General features: G+C 65.0%; 21 protein-coding genes. 13 read left to right on the top strand and 8 right to left on the bottom strand.

What is annotated here, in order from left to right; translation table 11 throughout:
• Positions 1–6: 6 nt before the first annotated feature.
• Together N0B15_RS13045 and N0B15_RS13050 are read right to left on the bottom strand one after the other, a co-directional pair.
• Entirely contained in the window at positions 7–276 is a 270-nt protein-coding gene (locus tag N0B15_RS13045; protein WP_263020148.1) for a hypothetical protein, read from the bottom strand.
• Between the two features lie 104 nt (positions 277–380).
• Positions 381–539, bottom strand: coding sequence for a hypothetical protein (locus N0B15_RS13050; protein ID WP_263020149.1), 159 nt, complete (start codon positions 537–539; stop codon positions 381–383).
• A gap of 62 nt (positions 540–601) precedes the next feature.
• Here N0B15_RS13050 and N0B15_RS13055 point away from each other — a divergent pair, with 62 nt between their 5' ends.
• Positions 602–1240, top strand: a complete 639-nt coding sequence (locus tag N0B15_RS13055) for a helix-turn-helix domain-containing protein (protein WP_263020150.1) — start codon at positions 602–604, stop codon at positions 1238–1240.
• A 29-nt stretch (positions 1241–1269) separates the two neighbouring features.
• On the opposite strand, the gene msrA is transcribed toward N0B15_RS13055, so the two are convergent.
• Both msrA and N0B15_RS13065 read right to left on the bottom strand, forming a co-directional pair.
• Positions 1270–1803, bottom strand: a complete 534-nt coding sequence (gene msrA, locus N0B15_RS13060) for a peptide-methionine (S)-S-oxide reductase MsrA (protein ID WP_263020151.1) — start codon at positions 1801–1803, stop codon at positions 1270–1272.
• Positions 1804–1916: 113 nt separating this feature from the next.
• Positions 1917–3353, bottom strand: a complete 1437-nt coding sequence (locus N0B15_RS13065) for a sulfatase family protein (protein ID WP_263020152.1) — start codon at positions 3351–3353, stop codon at positions 1917–1919.
• A 57-nt stretch (positions 3354–3410) separates the two neighbouring features.
• Here N0B15_RS13065 and N0B15_RS13070 point away from each other — a divergent pair, with 57 nt between their 5' ends.
• On the top strand, positions 3411–3887 hold the full coding sequence (locus N0B15_RS13070; RefSeq protein WP_263020153.1) for a hypothetical protein: 477 nt from the start codon (positions 3411–3413) through the stop codon (positions 3885–3887).
• Here the strand turns inward: N0B15_RS13070 and N0B15_RS13075 are convergent, their stop codons facing one another.
• Entirely contained in the window at positions 3888–4565 is a 678-nt protein-coding gene (locus N0B15_RS13075) for a cyclase family protein (protein ID WP_317618607.1), read from the bottom strand.
• A 174-nt stretch (positions 4566–4739) separates the two neighbouring features.
• Between N0B15_RS13075 and N0B15_RS13080 the strand changes: the two genes are divergently transcribed.
• Both N0B15_RS13080 and N0B15_RS13085 read left to right on the top strand, forming a co-directional pair.
• A complete protein-coding gene (locus N0B15_RS13080) occupies positions 4740–5636 on the top strand; it encodes a nucleotidyltransferase domain-containing protein (RefSeq protein WP_263020154.1) in 897 nt (298 codons plus the stop codon).
• A 20-nt stretch (positions 5637–5656) separates the two neighbouring features.
• A complete protein-coding gene (locus tag N0B15_RS13085; RefSeq protein WP_263020155.1) occupies positions 5657–6340 on the top strand; it encodes a hypothetical protein in 684 nt (227 codons plus the stop codon).
• 84 nt (positions 6341–6424) lie between these two features.
• Here the strand turns inward: N0B15_RS13085 and N0B15_RS13090 are convergent, their stop codons facing one another.
• The gene (locus N0B15_RS13090; RefSeq protein ID WP_263020156.1) at positions 6425–7183 is read right to left on the bottom strand and encodes a pirin family protein; all 759 of its coding nucleotides are present in this window, start codon (positions 7181–7183) and stop codon (positions 6425–6427) included.
• A gap of 147 nt (positions 7184–7330) precedes the next feature.
• Between N0B15_RS13090 and N0B15_RS13095 the strand changes: the two genes are divergently transcribed.
• From N0B15_RS13095 to N0B15_RS13105, 3 genes are all read left to right on the top strand, one after another.
• Positions 7331–7669, top strand: a complete 339-nt coding sequence (locus tag N0B15_RS13095; RefSeq protein ID WP_263020157.1) for a DUF5518 domain-containing protein — start codon at positions 7331–7333, stop codon at positions 7667–7669.
• Positions 7670–7846: 177 nt separating this feature from the next.
• A complete protein-coding gene (locus N0B15_RS13100) occupies positions 7847–8671 on the top strand; it encodes an SDR family oxidoreductase (RefSeq protein WP_263020158.1) in 825 nt (274 codons plus the stop codon).
• Positions 8672–8789: 118 nt separating this feature from the next.
• Entirely contained in the window at positions 8790–9632 is an 843-nt protein-coding gene (locus N0B15_RS13105) for a sugar phosphate isomerase/epimerase family protein (protein ID WP_263020159.1), read from the top strand.
• Between the two features lie 39 nt (positions 9633–9671).
• Here the strand turns inward: N0B15_RS13105 and N0B15_RS13110 are convergent, their stop codons facing one another.
• Together N0B15_RS13110 and N0B15_RS13115 are read right to left on the bottom strand one after the other, a co-directional pair.
• Positions 9672–10673 carry a Gfo/Idh/MocA family protein gene (locus tag N0B15_RS13110; protein ID WP_263020160.1) on the bottom strand — a complete coding sequence of 334 codons (1002 nt, stop codon included), beginning with the start codon at positions 10671–10673 and terminating at the stop codon, positions 9672–9674.
• 58 nt (positions 10674–10731) lie between these two features.
• A complete protein-coding gene (locus N0B15_RS13115; RefSeq protein ID WP_263020161.1) occupies positions 10732–11847 on the bottom strand; it encodes a tyrosine-type recombinase/integrase in 1116 nt (371 codons plus the stop codon).
• Positions 11848–12364: 517 nt separating this feature from the next.
• Between N0B15_RS13115 and N0B15_RS13120 the strand changes: the two genes are divergently transcribed.
• The 6 genes from N0B15_RS13120 to N0B15_RS13145 all read left to right on the top strand — a co-directional run bounded on the left by N0B15_RS13120 (position 12365) and on the right by N0B15_RS13145 (position 17937).
• Positions 12365–13654 carry an FAD-dependent oxidoreductase gene (locus N0B15_RS13120; protein WP_263020162.1) on the top strand — a complete coding sequence of 430 codons (1290 nt, stop codon included), beginning with the start codon at positions 12365–12367 and terminating at the stop codon, positions 13652–13654.
• Between the two features lie 73 nt (positions 13655–13727).
• A complete protein-coding gene (locus tag N0B15_RS13125; protein ID WP_263020163.1) occupies positions 13728–13856 on the top strand; it encodes a hypothetical protein in 129 nt (42 codons plus the stop codon).
• Positions 13857–13948: 92 nt separating this feature from the next.
• A complete protein-coding gene (locus tag N0B15_RS13130; RefSeq protein WP_263020164.1) occupies positions 13949–14902 on the top strand; it encodes a permease in 954 nt (317 codons plus the stop codon).
• 71 nt (positions 14903–14973) lie between these two features.
• On the top strand, positions 14974–15504 hold the full coding sequence (locus tag N0B15_RS13135; protein WP_263020165.1) for a DUF2703 domain-containing protein: 531 nt from the start codon (positions 14974–14976) through the stop codon (positions 15502–15504).
• Positions 15505–15555: 51 nt separating this feature from the next.
• On the top strand, positions 15556–15936 hold the full coding sequence (locus tag N0B15_RS13140; protein WP_263020166.1) for an ArsR/SmtB family transcription factor: 381 nt from the start codon (positions 15556–15558) through the stop codon (positions 15934–15936).
• A gap of 213 nt (positions 15937–16149) precedes the next feature.
• Positions 16150–17937, top strand: coding sequence for an ABC transporter substrate-binding protein (locus N0B15_RS13145; RefSeq protein WP_263020167.1), 1788 nt, complete (start codon positions 16150–16152; stop codon positions 17935–17937).
• The last annotated feature ends 1 nt before the right edge of the window (position 17938 follow it).

A 17938-nucleotide genomic window follows, 5' to 3' on the forward strand; every position in this document is an offset into this window, starting at 1 on the left:
CCTCACTCAGGATTCGATCTTCGCGACGATCTCTCGAGCCTGCGCCGTCGCTTTCTCTTCGCCGACGTGTTTCTCGATCAGGACGCTCGTGACCTCCCAGTCGTCGCTCCCCTCGAGTCTGCCGGTGCGCACCTCACTTCCCGCAGAAACCGATTCGGCCGGGGTTTTCGCCCAGTCCGGTGTTCGAATGTCGTCGTAGCGGTCGGGGTCGCGGAATCTGACGTGAATGTACTCGTCTGCGGTCTCGACGAGTTCGACGTCGGGTGGATCGCTCACGCCAGCCAGCACACCGTCGACGGCCCTAACGCTACGCCCGGAACACGCGCGCCGGGAGGTGAACACCGACAGGCGGCGGTGTCACTCCAGACACGCCACTCGAGTCAGGCGGTGTCTTCGGTGTAGACGACGCCGTTGACCTCGAGTGCGTTATCCGTACCACCGTCGATCTGAATCTCGCCCTCCGCGTTGCCGTCGGCGACGTTGCCGCGTCCGGTGGTCTGACTCGAGTCGGTCGGTTCGTCCTGTGCCGACTCACCCACCGCCACCCTCGACCGAACCCGTTCGGGCATAGTCGTTAGTGCCAGCCGTCCGAACACGAGCTATGGTTCAGGCGACGCTCACCGTCACCATGCCCGAAGAGCTGTGGGTGAGCCAGGTATCGACGGCCCACCCCGACGTGGCGATCCGGGTCGTCGCGGCGGTCCCGGGTACCGACACCGGGTTCGCGCTGGTCAGGCTGGTGGGACCGGGCCTCGAGACGATTCTCGAGGCGTTAGCCGACCACCCACAGCTTCCCGACCTCACGATCGCTCACCGAGACGACGGCGAGGCGACGGTCGCACTCGAGATGACGGCGCTACCGCTGTTGGTCTCCTCGAGAGAGGCCGGTATTCCGATCGAACTGCCTATCGAGATCAGCGACGGCGAGGCGACGATCGAGGTCACCGGCTCACGGGAACGGCTCTCGAAACTGGCGACACAGCTGACGGGGTTCGGTCTCGGATACCGGGTCGAACAGGTCAGCGAGCATCGCCACGAGGGCCACGTCCTCTCGGAACGACAGCTCGAGGTCGTCCTCGAAGCGCTCGAGGAGGGCTACTACGACACACCCCGGCGCTGTTCGCTGACGGAGCTGGCGACGCATCTGGGCGTCGCGAAGTCGACGTGTAGCGAGACGCTCCACCGCGCAGAGGAGGCGATCGTGAAGGCGTTCGTCGAGGACCTCCCGCTCGAGGAGTGAGCGGTGGCGTCGGTGGCGCGACGGTGTGTTCAGTCGCTCGTCGAGCGAACGGCGAAGCGCTCGCGGACCTTCTCGACCTTCGGTGCGGCGTACATCGCACAGTAGGCCTGTTCGGGATTCTTCGCGAAGTAGTCCTGGTGGTACTCCTCGGCCTCGTAGAACGTCTCGAGCGGTTCGATTTCGGTGACGATCGGATCGTCGTAGACGCCTTCCTCCTCGAGTGCCTCGACGAACGCTTCGGCGGTCGCCTGCTGGTCCTCGTCGTGAGTGAAGATCGCAGAGCGGTACTGTGAGCCGACGTCCGGTCCCTGTCGGTTCCGCGTCGTCGGGTCGTGGATGGTGAAGAAGACCTCGAGTAGCTCGTCGTAGCCGACCGTCTCGGGGTCGTAGGCGACTTCGACGACCTCTGCGTGGCCCGTCTCGCCCGAGCACACCGCCCGGTAGGTCGGCTCGTCGACGTGGCCGCCGGCGTAGCCGGAGGTGACGCGGTCGACGCCATCGAGCACGTCGAACGCGGCTTCGATACACCAGAAACAGCCGCCGCCGAAGGTCGCTCGTTCCATACGGGAGGTACGGCGCGAGCGAGGAAAGGTGTGACGTTGACGGCGACTGCTGGACGGCGCGGCGGGTGAGACGGCTCGGCGAAGCTCGTCCAACCCGGCGCAGACCGTCCGAATCAGCGCGCGTCCGACTCCTCGAACGGTCCGTCGGGGTGGAGACCGTCGCGTCGGTCCGCGACCGCCCCGTCGGGTTTCGAAACCGGTCCCTCGAGCAGCGGGTCGCCGGTCTCGGCCATCCTGGTGTGGAGGCGCTCGCGGAACTCGTCGCGGACCGCCGCGTACTCGGGGTCGTCGACGAGGTTGACACACTCGAGCGGGTCGTAGACGCGGTCGTAGAGCGCCTCCCGTGGCTGTTCGCGCTCACCGAGACCGTACTCGAGGAGGTGCTGTTTCGACGGGCCGTCGTCGACGTTCGGCAACACCCACGTTTCGTAGTCGTCGAAGCGGCGGACGTAGACGTAGCGCTCGGTTCTGAGACACCGGGCGGGTTCGTAGGCGGCGTGGTAGGTCACCTCGGTGACGACCTCCTCGCGGACGGTCTCGACTTCGCCGACGACGAGTCCGTGCAACGAGTGGCCCGCCGCCCAGTCGGGTACCTCGACGCCGAGTGTCTCACAGACCGTCGGGTAGAGGTCGAGGTGAGAGACGAGTGCGTCCACGGCGACGCCCCGCGGCCCGTCCGGCGGGCGAATCAGCAGCGAGACGCCGGTCCCGCCGTCGCGCAGCGAGCACTTCATCCCCGGAAACGGCGGGCCGTGGTCGGTCGTGAAGACGAGCAGGGTCTCCTCGAGCACGCCGGCCGACTCGAGGGCGTCGTAGACGTGGCCGACACAGTCGTCGACGAAGCCGACGGCGGTCGCGTAGCCAGCCATGTCCTCGCGCGTCTCCGGCGTGTCCGGGAGGGGATCGGGTGGCCTGACGTACGCCGGGTCGACCGCGAGACCGTCACCGGTCGGAAACGGACGGTGGGTGTTGTGGAAGCCGACCGAGAGGAAGTACGGCGGGTCCCGCTCGCTCCAGCCGTGGATGTAGGCGGCCGCCGCTCGAGCGCTCGCGTAGTCGTCAGCGGCGTACTCGTGGGGGGCGTCGAACGCGGCGTTCGTCGGGTGCGGGTCGTCGGGAAACACCGCGTAGCCGAGGTCGCGTGCCGAACCGTCGGCCGGCGACTCGTGTTCGGTTCCGCAGAGGACGGTCTCGACGCCGTGTCTCGAGAGGTAGCTCGCGAGGTGGCGGTCGTAGTCGTCGACGGAGAACCCCCGGTGGGCGAGACCGACCAGCCCGTTGACGTGCGGTGGCTGGCCGGTCAGGAGCGCCCCGCGACTCGGCGAACACGTCGGCGCGGCGCTGTGGGCCTGCCGGAAGAGGACGCCCTCCTCGGCGACACGCTGGAGGCGTGGCGTCGGCAGGTCGTAGCCGTAGGGCCCGACGTAGCGTCCCGTATCGTGGCTGTGGATCAGGACGACGTTCGTCATCGCGGACGGTTCGCCGCCTGCAACCGAGAGCGTGAGGCTGCACCACTCCCCGCTTTTTGTTTCACCGTCCGTGACTCTCATCGTCGTGTGACGACGGAGCGTGGTAGAAATAAGCATGCCCGCGGCGTAGCATCCGGTATGAACTCGAGAACGAGACGGTTCCTGACCCTGCTCGGTGGCTCCACCGTCGTGGCGCTCGTGATTACGGTACTGCTCGCACCGCCGACTGCCGGCGCGGGCGTGCTCACGTTCGCCGTGGTGATGGTGGCCGCGCTCTCGTTCTCCTACGTCGTCGGCTACCTCGAGACGCCACTCGAGACCGAGGCGTACACCGTCTCGGACGAGCCGACGAGCGGGGAAGGGCCGACGTCGGCGAGCGAGCGCGACCGTGAGGAGTTCCGCTGGATGGTCCGCGAACTCGCCGGCGTCGCCATCGCCTCGGCGTTCGGCCTGCTGTTGCTCGTGCTGTTCCTGCTCCAGATGACGGCGTTCGTCGAGCATCCGGTACTCGGCACCCGGGAGATCGAAGCCTGGGCCGTCCTCGCCGTCCTCGCGCTCATGCTGGTCGTCCTCGGTATCTGGAGCCTCCGTGGACGCGAGCCGATCGTCTCGTAGTCACTCGAGGATGGCGACCGCCCGCACCGGCGAGCCATCGCCCGACGGAATCGCGAGCGGGAACGCAGACAGCGTGAATCGCTCGTCGTCTGTGACTGCCTCGAGTCCGCAGAGGTTCTCGAGGATCACCCGCTCTGTGGCGAACAGCCGGTCGTGGACCGGAAAGCCCGCTGGCTCGTCCGCGCCCGCGTTCGCCGTCGGCGTCGGATCCGGATTGAGCGCGTCGAGACCAAGGTGGAGGTCGCGTTCGACGAGCCAGTCGGCGGCGTCGGCGCTGAGGTACGGGTGATCGTAGTAGGTCGCCTCGCCCCAGTGAGTCTCCCAGCCGGTACGGACGACGACGAGGTCGAGCGTGCGTTCGTCCACACCGCTCACCGCCTCCTCGACGGCACGCTCGAGTCGCCCGGCACTGATCACCTCGCGCGCCTCGAGCGGCCGGCAGTCGGCGACCGTCGCCGTGAGGTGGAACGTCTCGAGCGGGAGCGCCGAGAGCGACGGTCCCGGGGACATGTGTGCCGGCGCGTCGACGTGTGTGCCGGTGTGGGAGTCGAGGTCGAGACGGGTCGTCCGGTAGCCGTCCGCCGCGACCGACGCCGTCGGCTCGACACTGGCTGGTTCGGTGCCCGGATAGACCGGCATCCCGCTCTCGAGTGGCTGGGTGAGGTCGTAGATGACCATGTGCAGACGTCCACCGCGAGCAGCCGTCGGTGTTGCGGATTCGCTTCCGAGGCGGCCCGTTCGCGAAGTACACTGTGTACACGGTGTAAACGTTGTAAACTGTGTGAACGTCTCGAGCGGTGTGCCCGGTTCTCTGATCGGTACCGAGTTACCACCGGGACACGAACGCGAGGTATGGAGCCAGCCGTCGAGGAGGTGCTCGAGTCGGTCGCCGACGAACACGAGGTGTGCGTTCTCGCCGCCCGCGACGTCGGCAGTCGCGCCTGGAACCTGGCCGACCCGGCGAGTGACACCGACGTCTGCGTGCTCTTCGCCCAGCGGCCGGTCGAGTACGCCACCCTCGACGGCTACGTGGCAACGCTCGAGCACACAGCCGGCACCTACGAGTGTCGTGGCTGGAACGTCCGGCGGTTCGCCGAGTTGCTGGCCGACTCGAATCCGAGCGCGTTCGAGTTCCTCCACAGCCCGCGTCGCTACCGCGAGTTCGGCCCGCTCGCAGCACTCGAGGCCGACGTGGGGAACGTCTTCGCCCCGATGGCGCTCTACCACCACTACCGCTCGCTCGCCACCCGCCAGTACCGCAAATATCTACAGGGACGGCTGCTCGAAGGCGGCGACCTCGCGTACCTGCTCCTCGAGCGCGATGGTGACAGCTGGCTGGCGATGCCTGCTGGGGACGGCGAGAACGAGGGCGACGGGCCGGTCCGCGTCCCTGCAGGTGACTACGAGGAGGGAGCGGCCGACCGGACCGTCAAGCGCCACCTCTACGTCGCCCGGGCGGTGCTCTACGCGGCTTTCGTCCGCGAGACTCACCGGTTTCCGCCGCTCGACTTTCCGCAGTTTCTCGAGGACGTTCGCGACGAACCCTGGGTCGAGCCGTCGTTCCTCGAGCGAACGCGGACGCTGGTCGAACGAAAACGCGCCGGTGAGGGAGAGGCGAAGGTGGGGCTGCTGTTCGAGCCTGCCGAGATCAGCCTTCCGGAGATCGACCCGGCCGACCACGCGGGGCGGACGGTCCCACGCGGCCGGGTCGATCGGTTCGTCCGTGAGGCGCTCGGGTATTATGGGTGATGGTGTAGTCGTGTCTACACATGCCGACAAAATTTCAACAATTCGTCGTTCTCGTCCTCGTAGCCGCCCTGTTCGTCTTCGTAGCAGTAGACGTCGTCTTCGAGGAGATCACGTTGACGTGGCTACAGATCGCGCTGTTGACCATCGCAGTCGGCGTCGTGTTACTCCTCTTTGGGATCCTCGGAGAGATTTCACAGATCTCCGTGGGAGCAGAGGGTACCACGATCGTCTTCGAAAAACGACAGCTCGTGACGGCCGACGAAGCGGTCGTGACGCTCGAGGAGAGCGCGGACGGTACGCCTCCAGCACAGACCCGGTCGCCGCAGACCAGGTCGGCGCAGCCAGCGGCCGAATCGGTTTCGCTGTCGGTCTCGACGCTCGAGACGTACCTCCCCCACCTGGCCGACCGCGTCGAAGCGGACCCACAGGAGGCGTTCGACCGCCTCCTCAGAGACGTCGCACTCGAGGTGGCGACCTACCTGGGAGAGCCGAGAGACCACGCGTCGAACACCCGTCTGTTGCTCTCGCTCGAGTCACTGGGCGCGGAGTACGCCGACTTCACCGACGCCTACCGACAGGTCACCGAAGTGTGTTCGGTCGCAGCGTACGGCGACACTACCGTAGAGGAGCGACTGGAGGCTGCCGCGATCACGCTCCAGTTCCTACAGCACGTTCGACAGCAGACGCGGCGTCACGACACCTGACGTGAGCGAACGCAGCGTTTGGTGTCACACTCGAGCCGGGACACCTCGAGCCGCCCACACTCGTCGGCCCGGCGCGTACGGCCTTCACCGACCGATCGTCCCCCGCCGCGTAATCGGTGCCGACGGGTCGAGACAGAACGCGAGGACCACGGACGCCTCGAGCGCCGTCACGGCTGGATCGGTTCCGCCGGTGACGAGTGCGCTCTCGGTGTAGCCGACCGTTTCGGCACCGACCTCGAGCGCGCCCTCGAACACGTAGAGGTAGGTATCCCACCTCGCCTGACGGGGGAGCGCGACGGTCGTCCCCTCCTCGAGTCGGCAGTCGTAGCAGTGGACGGCGTTGCGAACGTACAGTGGGGCGTCACCGTCTTCGGGACCGAACAGGTGTCGCCACTCGTTTTCGGCCGGGTCGGGAATCGGTTCGTGTTGGATGCCGGGTTCGAGACCCAGACTGTGCGGCCGGACGAAGAGCTGGAGCATTCGCAGCGGTGGGTCGTCCGCGAACGTCTCCTCGGCATGCCAGAACCCGCTGCCGGCGTTCATCACCATGAGGTGGTCGCTGTCGGTAACCAGTTCGTTCCCCTCGTGGTCGTCGTGGCGCATCACGCCCGCAGGGACCCAGGAGATGATCTCCTCGTTCCGGTGCTGGTGCATCGGAATCACCGTCCCGGGATCCATGAACGACTCGACGACGGTCGCGAGCGGCCCGTAGCCGTGGTCGTCGTGATCCGGGACGGCCCGGCCGGGGAAGGTGAAGTGAATGCGAAACGGGCCCTGGTTCTGCGAGACGTCTGTCCGAGGTGCGGTGTGGGTGCCCGCCTCCGTCGACGTTGCGTCGTCCATCCGACCGTGGTAGTCGCTCGAGGGGCTTAGGCATTCCTCACAGCACAGACACGCTCTCGGGTCAATTCTGAGCTGCGAGCCATCCATCGCAGGCAAACGAGCCAAAAAAAGATAGTTCTATAACAGATCATCGGGCAAATAACGCCGATGAGTGATTCACAGTCGAGTTCGCTGATTAACGCGTTGATTGGGGCAGTCGTCACTGTCTTGCTCTCGTTCACGATGATTTCGCCGGTCGCTGGCGGGGCAGTTGCAGGGTACTTAGAGCGGACGGATGGTGTCCGTATCGGGGCGATATCGGGTGCAATTGCACTTGTTCCGATGCTCTTCTTCGGAATTCTCGTTATCGGCTTCCTCTCAATGGGGAACATGGCTGGGTTCGCGTTCCTGTTCCTCCTGTTCATGCTCGTGTTCGGAGCGATCTGGACGGTTGGGCTGAGCGCACTCGGTGGCTACCTCGGCGTGTATCTGCGAGACGAACTGTAGTGAACGCGCCAGCCTACCGGGGCAGTTCGGAGAACGGGCCACCGGAGTGGAGTCACCACCCAGCCCACCGTCTCCAGTCCGAAGGGATACGTTCGATGGTTCGGAACACCGGTCTCGAGACCGTCGGGATTCAGAACCTACATCGTCTCGAGCACGAGTAGTGTAGACAGAATACCGATGAGTGACGCTCCAGCGTTCGACCTCGATGGGACGGTGTGTGTGATTACGGGCGGGTCGGGGGTGCTCGGCTCCGAGATGGCGCGAGCGATCGGTGAGCGTGGCGCAACCGTCGTCCTCCTCGCTCGAGACGAGACCGCACTCGAGGAGGCGAGCGAGACGCTCACCGCACGCGACATCGAGAACCTCACGATACCGGCGTCGGTGCTCGAACGGGCGGAACTCGAGGCCGCCGCCGAGATGGTCGTCGAGGAGTACGGCCGCATCGACGCCCTGATCAACGCGGCGGGTGGGAACCACCCCGACGCGACGACCGGTGCGGAGACCTCGTTTTTCGACCTGCCGAAGGCAGGGCTCGAGCAGGTGGTGAACGTCAACTTCCTCGGGACGGTACTCGCCTCGCAGGCCTTCGGCGAGTACATGGTCGAGCAGGGTGAGGGCGTGATCGTGAACGTCTCCTCGATGGCTGCGGTGACCCCGTTGACGAAGATTCCGGGCTACTCGGGGGCGAAAGCGGCCGTCTCGAACTTCACCGAGTGGCTGGCCGTCCACGTCGCCCAGGAGTACTCGCCGGCGATTCGGGTCAACGCCATCGCTCCCGGGTTCTTCCTCACGGAACAGAACCGCTACCTGTTGCTCGACGAGGAGACCGGTGAGTACACCGAGCGCGGCCAGCAGATCATCGACCACACGCCCCAGGGCCGGTTCGGCGAGCCAGCGGACCTCGCGACGACCGTCTGCTGGCTGCTCGCACCCGGCTCTGCGTTCGTCACCGGAACGGTGATTCCGGTCGACGGCGGGTTCGCCGCGTTCAGCGGCGTCTGAAACCTCACCCTCGCTCGAGACCAGTGTCGGACGGCGCGGACTCGAGAGCGGACTCGTCGCCTCGCCACGAATCCGGGACCCGAAGGTTGAATACGCCGTCTACCACTCTTCGCTGTTGATGGCCGGTCACACCTTCGTCGTCAGCGGGTTCGCCGATGAGATCGACGCCGACCTCGAGACGCAACTCGACCTCCTCGAGCGACTCGGGATCGAACACCTCGACCTTCGCAGCGTCGAGAACACGAACGTCCTCGACCTCTCGGACGAGCAAGTCGAGCGGGTCACGGACGCGCTCGCAGAGCGCGACATCGGCGTCACGTCGATCGGGTCGCCGATCGGGAAGATCGACGTGACCGACGAGTTCGAGCCACACTTCGAGCGCTTCGAGACCGCACTCGAGATGGCACAGACCTTCGAGACGGCGTACATCCGGCTGTTCTCCTACTACATCCCCGAGAACGAGCGGCCCGCGGACTACCGCGAGGAGGTCCTGCGCCGGACCCGACGGAAGGTCGAACGGGCAGAAGCGGTCGGGATCACCTTGCTCCACGAGAACGAGAAAGACATCTACGGCGACACGCCCGAACGGTGTCGGGACCTGCTGACGGCGATCGATTCGCCGAACTTTCGGGCGGTCTTCGACCCGGCGAACTTCCTCGAGATCGGGTCGACGCCGTACCCCGACGCCCTCTTGCAGCTCGTCGAGTTCGTCGATCAGCTACACATCAAGGACGCGACCGCCGGTGAGCGCGCCAGCATCGTCCCCGCCGGCGAGGGCGACGGTCGGATTCCGGAGACGCTCGCCGCCCTCCAGGCGCGTGGGTTCGAGGGACCGGTCTCGCTCGAGCCACACCTGGCGATCGCCGGCGCGATGAGTGGCTACAGCGGTCCCGAGGGGTACGAGGTCGGGGCGAAGGCGCTGGTCGACTGTCTCGAGGCAGTCGAGGCGACCTCCGAGTGACGCAGTCTCGCCGGTCGCGGGGTGGCCCGAAGGCGCCGGCTACTCGTAGTCACCGGCGCGAAACGCGTCGAAATCGATCCACGCCTCGCGCGCGGCGGATTCGTAGATCGCGAGAACGAGGTCGACCGCCGTCCGCGCCTCCCGGGCCGGAACCATCGGCGCTCGCCCGTCGCGGACCGATTCGACGAAGTCCCGGACGACCTCGGTGTGAGCTACACCCCACTCGAGCGGCCCTCCGGCGTCGATCGCCGGGATACCCTCGCCCATCGAGAACTCGGTGTCGTTGTACGACCCCGCCGTTCCGTTGATCTCGAGGCGGGAGGTCCCGCCCTGCGTCGCGGTCGTCGCCTCGATCGTTCCGGGGGCACCGTTCTCGAACTCGAGGAGGACCGCGGCGCTGTCTTCACACTCCATCTCCCTGGCGAGGGTGTCCGTGCGTGCGTACAGTCCCGAGACACCGCCGCCGATCCACTGCAGCAGGTCGATCACGTGGATCGCCTGGTTCAGCAGGCAGCCACCGTCCATCTCCCTTGTTCCGCGCCAGGCCGCCGAGTCGTAGTACGACTGGGGGCGATGCCACTTCACCGTCGCCGTTCCGAGCACCATCCGGCCGAGGTCACCGTCCGCGACGGCCCGACGCGCCCGCTGGTGACAGGGGTAGGCCCGCCGCTGGAAGACGCCCGCGAGGGTGACGCCCGCGGCGTCGGCGGCGTCGATCATCGCGTCGATACGCACGCCGTAGACGTCGAGCGGTTTCTCACAGAGCACGTGGGCACCGGTCTCCACACACTCGATCGACACCTCGGCGTGCGTGCCACTCGGCGTACAGACGCTCACCGCGTCGACGGCCGCATCCCGGATCATCGCCGTCGGATCGGTGTAGGCTCGACAGCCACGCTCGGCGGCGAACGACTCCGCCGCCGCACGGTTCAGGTCCGCACACGCGACCAGGTCCACACCGGGCACCCGCTCGAGTGCGTCCGCGTGTGTCTCACCGATGCCGGCGACGCCGACGATGCCGTACCGCACTGGCTCAGTCATCGACTGTGATCGCGAGGGGCGGTTCATAACTCGTTCGGCCACTCGCCTGAGCGTCGAGTCACTTCCGGATCTCGTCGATACTCCTCGCGACGTCGGTCGCCTGGATGTCGGTGTAGGTCTCGTGGGTCGTCTCGATCGACTTGTGGCGCAGCGCCGACTGGGCGAGTTCGGAGTGGCCGCTCGCGTACAGCTCCGCACCGAGTGCACGACGCGCACCGTGGGGTTTCAGGTAGCCACCGTCGACGTCGATTCCCGCCTCGGCCGTGAGCCGTTTCAGGACCCGCCGGCCACCCGCTTTGGTGAGCGACGGCGGCGAAACGCCGTACTCGCGCAGCAGGTCGTCGATGTCGCGCTCCGCGAGCAGCGCCTCGAGTTCGTCGGGCGCGAACTCGTCGCCGAGCGCCCTCCGAACCGCCCGGTAGATCGAGGGTGCGTGGGCGGTGGGAAACACCGGCCACTCGTCGGTCGGTGGCTCGAGGACGCGCGCGAGTTGCTCGAGCGCCGCATTCGCATCGGTGGGTAAGCCGACGGTTTCGTACTCGCGGGACTTGCCGAACACCTCGAGCGTGCCGCGCTCGAGGTCGACGTCACCCCAGGTGAGACCGGGGCGGTCGTCGTCGCGCGTGTCCCGAAACAGTTCGGCCCCGCGGACGCCCGTGTCGGCGAGGACGACGACGATGGCTCGGTCACGGAACGCGACGGGTCGGGAGACGTCGACCGTCCCCTCGAGCGCCATCTCGACGCGCTCGCTCGCGTAGGAGACGAGGCGGGTGCGCTGTGCCCGCGTCCAGAACTGGGTGTCTCGTCTCCCCCGTTGCTCGGGGAGCAACTCCGTCGCCCGGTTCGTGTTCGCCGGGTTCGACTCGAGCAGTTCGTCGCGGACGCAGAAGGAGAGGAACGCCCGGACGTACTTGAAGTAGGTGTTCGCCGTGGAGGCGCTGATCTCGCCGTCGGCGTGGCGCTCGCGGAGGTGGAGACCGTACTCGCGGAGGTCGCGGGCGTCGAGGTCTGCGACACGGTCGACACCTGCGGTCGAACACCAGTCGGCGAAGCGCGAGAGCGGCGAGCGCATCGTCGAGCGCGAGCCACCCGCGTCGAGCGAGGCGAGATACCGCTCGAGGGCGTCTGTGACGCCCGCCTCGCGGTTTACCCGGCGGTTCGGTGACGGAGACATTCGTAGTCGGGGTACAGTGTCGACCCCCATAAAGTCACGTGGTTAAACTGCTGTTTAACGAAGTGGGTTACGAGACTGGCGAATGTACGGAGTGTGGGGGAGTAGACCGCTGTACTTCCCGTTTGGAAATGTGTAAATCACATAGCGCTATAACAAATCCAGTGGCGGCAGAATCCTCGAGGAGTTCGGTGTCACCGTGTGGGAGCCGATGCCGGGTCTTCGATTCGGGACCGTAGAGCGAGTCCGAGGGGGACGAAACCAACCGAGATTGCTCGATACATTCCCGATACCTGTCTACAGTACCGTGGGGTGGCTCCCTCGGCCAAAACGACATCTGTTTCCAGTGACTGATGCGTTCCATCCGTCGTATTTTCGGCAGCCACATCGCAGATACGGCGACCACATATCTACAGATACCGATTTGAATAGGCAGAGTTAACCGACCGAGGCGGGAACCATCACCACAATCGACATGTCGGTGAGAACGATGGGACGGTATCGGCCGGAGAGAACAGCGGTGAACAACGACCAGTGCGTCGTCGTCGGCGGAGGCATCGCGGGGCTGTGTGCTGCACGGGTGCTCGCCGACTACGCCGAGCGTGTCGTGCTCGTCGAGAAGGACCCACTACCGGACGAGCCGGTACTTCGACGGGGCGTCCCACAGATGGCACAGCCACACGCCCTGTTAGAAGCCGGTCGGGAAGTCCTCGAAGAGTTGTTTCCCGGATTCTGTGAGGACGTGCTCTCGAGTGGCGGGCTGATGATCGACGGCGCGAGCGACATGGAGTACTTCGCCGCGGGCGGTCTGTTGGCGCAGGGACCGAACCAACACCCGATGTACTGTGCGAGCAGAGCGCTCTTCGAAGGAGTGGTCCGTCGACGAGTCGCGACGCTCGACAACGTAGCGTGCCGGCCAGAGCGGCGACTGGTGGAGGTCGACCTCGACGACGGTGCGGTCTGTGGCGTCCGTATCGCAGGCCCGGACGGGCAAACGGAAGCACTCGAGGCGGACGTCGTCGTGGATGCGACTGGCCGGACCTCGAAGACGCCAGCCTGGCTCGAGGAGAACGGATACGAACGCCCACCGGTGGACGAACTGTCGGTAGAAGTCACCTACACCACGACAGTCATCGACAGACCACGAGACTGCCGGCGTCTGGTGTTCGTCCCACCTGCGCCGCCGCGTACGCGCGGTGGCGTCGCAATCCCGATCGAGGACGGCCAGTGGCACCTCGCAGTACAGGGAATGTACGGGGACGACGCGCCGACCGACGCCGAGAGCGTGCGGGCGTTCGCCGAGAGCCTCCCGACCGGAGAACTCGGACGGCTCGGAGCCGACGCCTGGGAAGACCGGGATCTAACGCACTATCCGTTTCCGTCGAGCATCAGACGGCGGTACGAAGACCTCGAGCGCCGTCCGGATGGGCTGGTCGTCGTCGGCGATGCGCTCGCGAGTATCAATCCGCTCTACGGGCAAGGGATGTCGATCGCCGCACTCGAGGCACTGGCGCTCCATCACGTGCTCGCGGAGGGCGACAACGTGTCGGGACGGTACTTCGAGACCGTGCGCTCGATTCTCGATCCGATGTGGGAGACGGCGACTGCGAACGACCTCGCGTACGACCGAGCGGACGGGACGAATTCACTCGGGACGAACCTGTTCAACCGGTACGTTGGCCGGCTGCTACGCAAGGCCCACGACGACGGGACCCTGACCGACGCGTACATACGAGTGCTGTTGTTGAAAGAACAGCCGACGTCGCTCCTGCGTCCGTCGGTCGTACGACGGGTGTTGTTCTCGAGGTAGCCGGCGATGAACACCGGGACCAGCAGGCTGCAACCCAAAGCATTAATACAAATCGAGATAACTCAATACATGTATGTCGAAGAGATCAGGCATCACCGGCTGGCTCAGTCGGCTGTTCACGGGCGGCTCGGAGACACAGGACTGTGAATGTGCCTACGAAATCACGGACGCAGGTACCGACGACTCTCCAGAGTGTGAGTGAGTGACGAGTATGTTCCGAGGTACGAATTGTGATTTATAGATCCAGAGTTGGTCGATGGGTACACACCGTACACATCCGCGGGGTGGCGAGACGTGATTAGCCCGGAGCTCGAGGCGTCACTCGGCGACGCTGCAGCGTACTTCGTCGAACTGGCGGTCGTGTTGATTCCGTTGTTCCTGCTGGCGTCGTTTCTCGTCGGGTTGGCACGGGAGTACCTGCCACCGGAACGTGTCGAGAAAGCACTTCGCGAGCGTGACGAGGGAAGCGGGAACGTCTACGCAGCGGGGATGGGTGCGATCACACCGTTCTGTTCGTGTTCGACGGTGCCGATCCTCGCGGGGCTCTTACAGGCGGGTGCTCCGATCGGGCTATCGTTCTCGTTCCTGCTCGCCTCGCCGCTGGTCAATTACATCGCAGTCATCCTCTTACTCGGCCTGTTCGGCGTTCCGATCACGGTGTTGTACATCGTGACGACGTTCCTGGCTGCCGTCGTTGCCGGAGTCCTCATCGGACGGTTCGACCTCCAACGGCACGTCAAAGATGTGGAGCTGAATCGGACCGGCCAGCAGACTGCAGTCTCCGACGGTGGGACCTGCGGAGGTACCCAGTGTGGCGGCGCTGTGACTCCGCCCTCTCACAAAGTGCGCGTCAAAGCCGCAGGTGGGGACGCCTGGTCGTTCTTCGTCGGAATGTTGCCGTACCTGGTTCTCGGCATCGGTATCGGGGCGTTCCTCTACGGTGTCGTTCCCCAGGAGACGATCCAGCGGCTCATCGGACCCGGGAACCCGTTCGCAGTCATCATCGCAGCGATCGCCGGTGCCCCGCTCTACGTCAGCCTCGAGGCGATGCTTCCAATCGCGTCCTCGCTCGCCGACCAGGGCGTACCGGTCGGGACGGTACTCGCGTTCGTGATCGGCGGTGCCGGCGTGAGCATCCCGAACCTCATCATGCTCAACAAACTGTTCGACCGAACGCTCCTCGCGATCTACGTCGTGACGGTCGTCAGCATCGGAATCACCGTCGGGCTGCTGTTCAACGCGATCTAGCCGGCCCACGGCTTCCCGGCTGGAACGGAAAGGATATATTGCATTAATACGATGTGGATAACTGATCACGCATGCATCCCGCAGTCACCGTCGAAACGAGAGCGGCACGAAGCTACGCGAAACAGACCATCGTCGTCGATTTCTTCTTCTTGGAAGAATCGTGTGGGCGGTGTCACGAGACGGAACGCGCTCTCGAGGAGGCGATCTCGAGTGTGGCACCGCTGTTCGACCGGATCGGTGCCGAACTCGAGCTGCGGAAGGTACCGATTTCGGGAGTGGACGACGCGCGTCACGCACGCCTCGAGGTCCTCCCGACGATCAGGATCGACGGGCGAGACGCACAGCCGCAGTACGTCGAACACGCCGCCTACGAATCGCTAACGGGCGAAACGGGAGGTGACCACAGCGGCTGTCGGCTGTGGGTCGAAGACGGAGCGGTCGGACAGACGCCCTCGGCCGAGTTGCTCGTCGAGAGCTTGCTCGTGGCCGTCGGCCGCGCGGCCGGCGAGAACGCGCCGGCGTATCGCGTACCTGCCGGATTGCAGTCGTACTTCGAGGACACAGATTCGTGTGCGGTAACGGACGAGTCGTGTGAGTCGTGACGGTGATCTCACAGTCGAAACGCTATTTGCGACGGAACCGGAGCGTACGATATGAGTGAATCGACACCGCTCGACGAGGAGGCGTACGAGACGATCGGCCGACTCTGTGGTGGTGACCCGGAGACGCACATCGAATCGTTGCGCGACCTCCGGCCCAGTGACGAGACGACGGGCGCACAGCTGGACGTGTTCAAGGCGCTCGCGAACGAAGACCGGCTACGGATCGTCTCGGCGCTCAGGGAGTCAGAGTGTTGTGTCTGTGAACTGCAGGTCGTCCTCGACGCTCCGCAGTCGACAGTCGCGACCCACCTCAGAAAGCTGCGCGCGTCCGGGCTGGTGAAAGCCCGGAAGAAGGGGAAGTGGCGCTACTACCGAATCGCGGACACGGCGGTGCTGGAGGTGCTCGACCTCGCGACGGCGATCGACGGGTGATATGCGTACCGTTTTCGGGATATGACCATACACGAGCAGTGGTTGTCGTCGGGGAGATCAAATCTGTTATTCTCGATCCATACGGATCGATTATTTGAGATATAGGCCTAAAATTGCATTGTATAGGATTTGTAAGGGTGTTCGGGACAAGACATATTGTACTATACCGATAGATTCGAAACGTTTATTAGCTCTATCCAATGCCTATTTTCTATGAAAAAATCTGCCGGGAATGTCAAACGGCGAGCGTTGTTGAAGACGGCTGGTGTGCTCGGGGCGGTTACGCTGGCCGGCTGTACTGCCGACTCGAGCGGTGACGCTGCCGATGAGCGGGCAGCACTCACTCCAGACCGTGACCTGGGAGAGCGAGTCGACACGCTCGTCATGGAGTACTGGTCTGACTACGGCGGCCACACGACGACCCAGGAGAACATGGCGCCGGTGATCAGAGACAGTGTCGAGTCTGCACTCGGTGTCGAAATCTCGATCCAGCCGGTCGATTTCACCGCACAAGTTGGCAACGTCTACCACGACGAGCGGACACACGAACTGACCTTCTGGTGGCACTCGAACGCACCCGACCGACTCGACCCTCACGAGACGACGCGACGGTTCGCCGGAGACTGGGCGGGCGGGGACGGCAACTCGAACCCACAGAACTACATCAACTGTGAGTTCACCGAACTCGCCGTCGGGCAGGCCAACGCCCGTTCCGAGGAAGAGCGCCGTGAGATGGTCGCGAACGCACACAGCATCATGAGCGAAGACCGGATGACGATTCCGCTCGCACCGAACGTGGTCCACGGAGCGTACCGAACCGACGCCGTCGAAATCGGCGGCGTCGGCGAGGCGGGACTGACGCGCACGAACCCGAACGTCTTCATCAAGTCACGCGCACTCGAGGACGAGTACATCACCGCCGCGACGGGACCCGTTCCACTCGAGACGAGGAACTTCCCGATTTCGGATAGTACCGCGGGGCTCGCGATCTGGAACCGGCTCGTTCACTCGCCGCTGGTGGCGTACGACGAGGACTACGAACTCGTGAACGTCCTCGCCGAATCGTACGAGGTCGAAGCAGACGGAACCATCTTCACCGTCGAACTCCGTGACGGGACGTTCCACAACGGCGACCCGATCACCGCAGAAGACGTCGCGTTTACGTTCTCACACCTCGCCGAGAACGCGGGCATCTACTCGAAAGCGACCGCCGTCCCCTACGAGTCGATCACGACCATCGACGACCGGACCGTCGAGTTCGTCACCGAACAGCCGCACCTGCCGCTGGTGACCGGAGTGTGGCCGCGGTGGGGCGTCTTCCACAAAGAGACCTGGGTCGACGGCGGCGTGCGGGACAATCCCGAGGAGTTCGACTTCGATCCGATCGTCGGCTCCGGGCCGTTCGTCGTCGAGGACTACCAGCAGGGCTCACATTTGGAACTTACCCCCCACGAGGGGCACCCGTTCCACGAGCCAGAGAGCAGCATCTACTGGCGCGTCTACCAGGACCAGCAGTCGGAGTACCGGGCGTTCAGCCAGAACGAGGTACAGATCATCTGCGAACAGGCACCGGGTGTGATGAGCGAGATCGAGCGGGAACTGACAGACACGGCCGAGACGAACGTCGCCCAGGGATTCATGTACTTCAGTCTGTACCCGCAGTTTCCGGTCGCACCCACGAAATTCTACGAGTTCCGGGCTGCACTGGGGAAGGCGATCGACCGTGAACGGTTGATCGAGACGGCGTTCGTCGAGCCAGTCGACGCACCGCTGTACTCCTGTCCACTGGCCGAAGCACACCCGTTCCGCCCGCCGGACGAACAGCTGACGAAACTGGTCGACGACCCCCGTGGCGAGGTCGACGCCGCCCGTCAGGTCCTGATCGACGCCGGGTGGGGATGGGACGAAGACGGACGACTGCACTATCCCGACGGGACCGACCTCTCGCCACGGTGGCCGGAAGGTGAGGTACCCGATCCCGACGAGTACGACTGCCTGTAAC

This window comes from Natronobiforma cellulositropha (assembly GCF_025629245.1).
GTDB classification, from domain to species: Archaea; Halobacteriota; Halobacteria; order Halobacteriales; family Natrialbaceae; genus Natronobiforma; species Natronobiforma cellulositropha.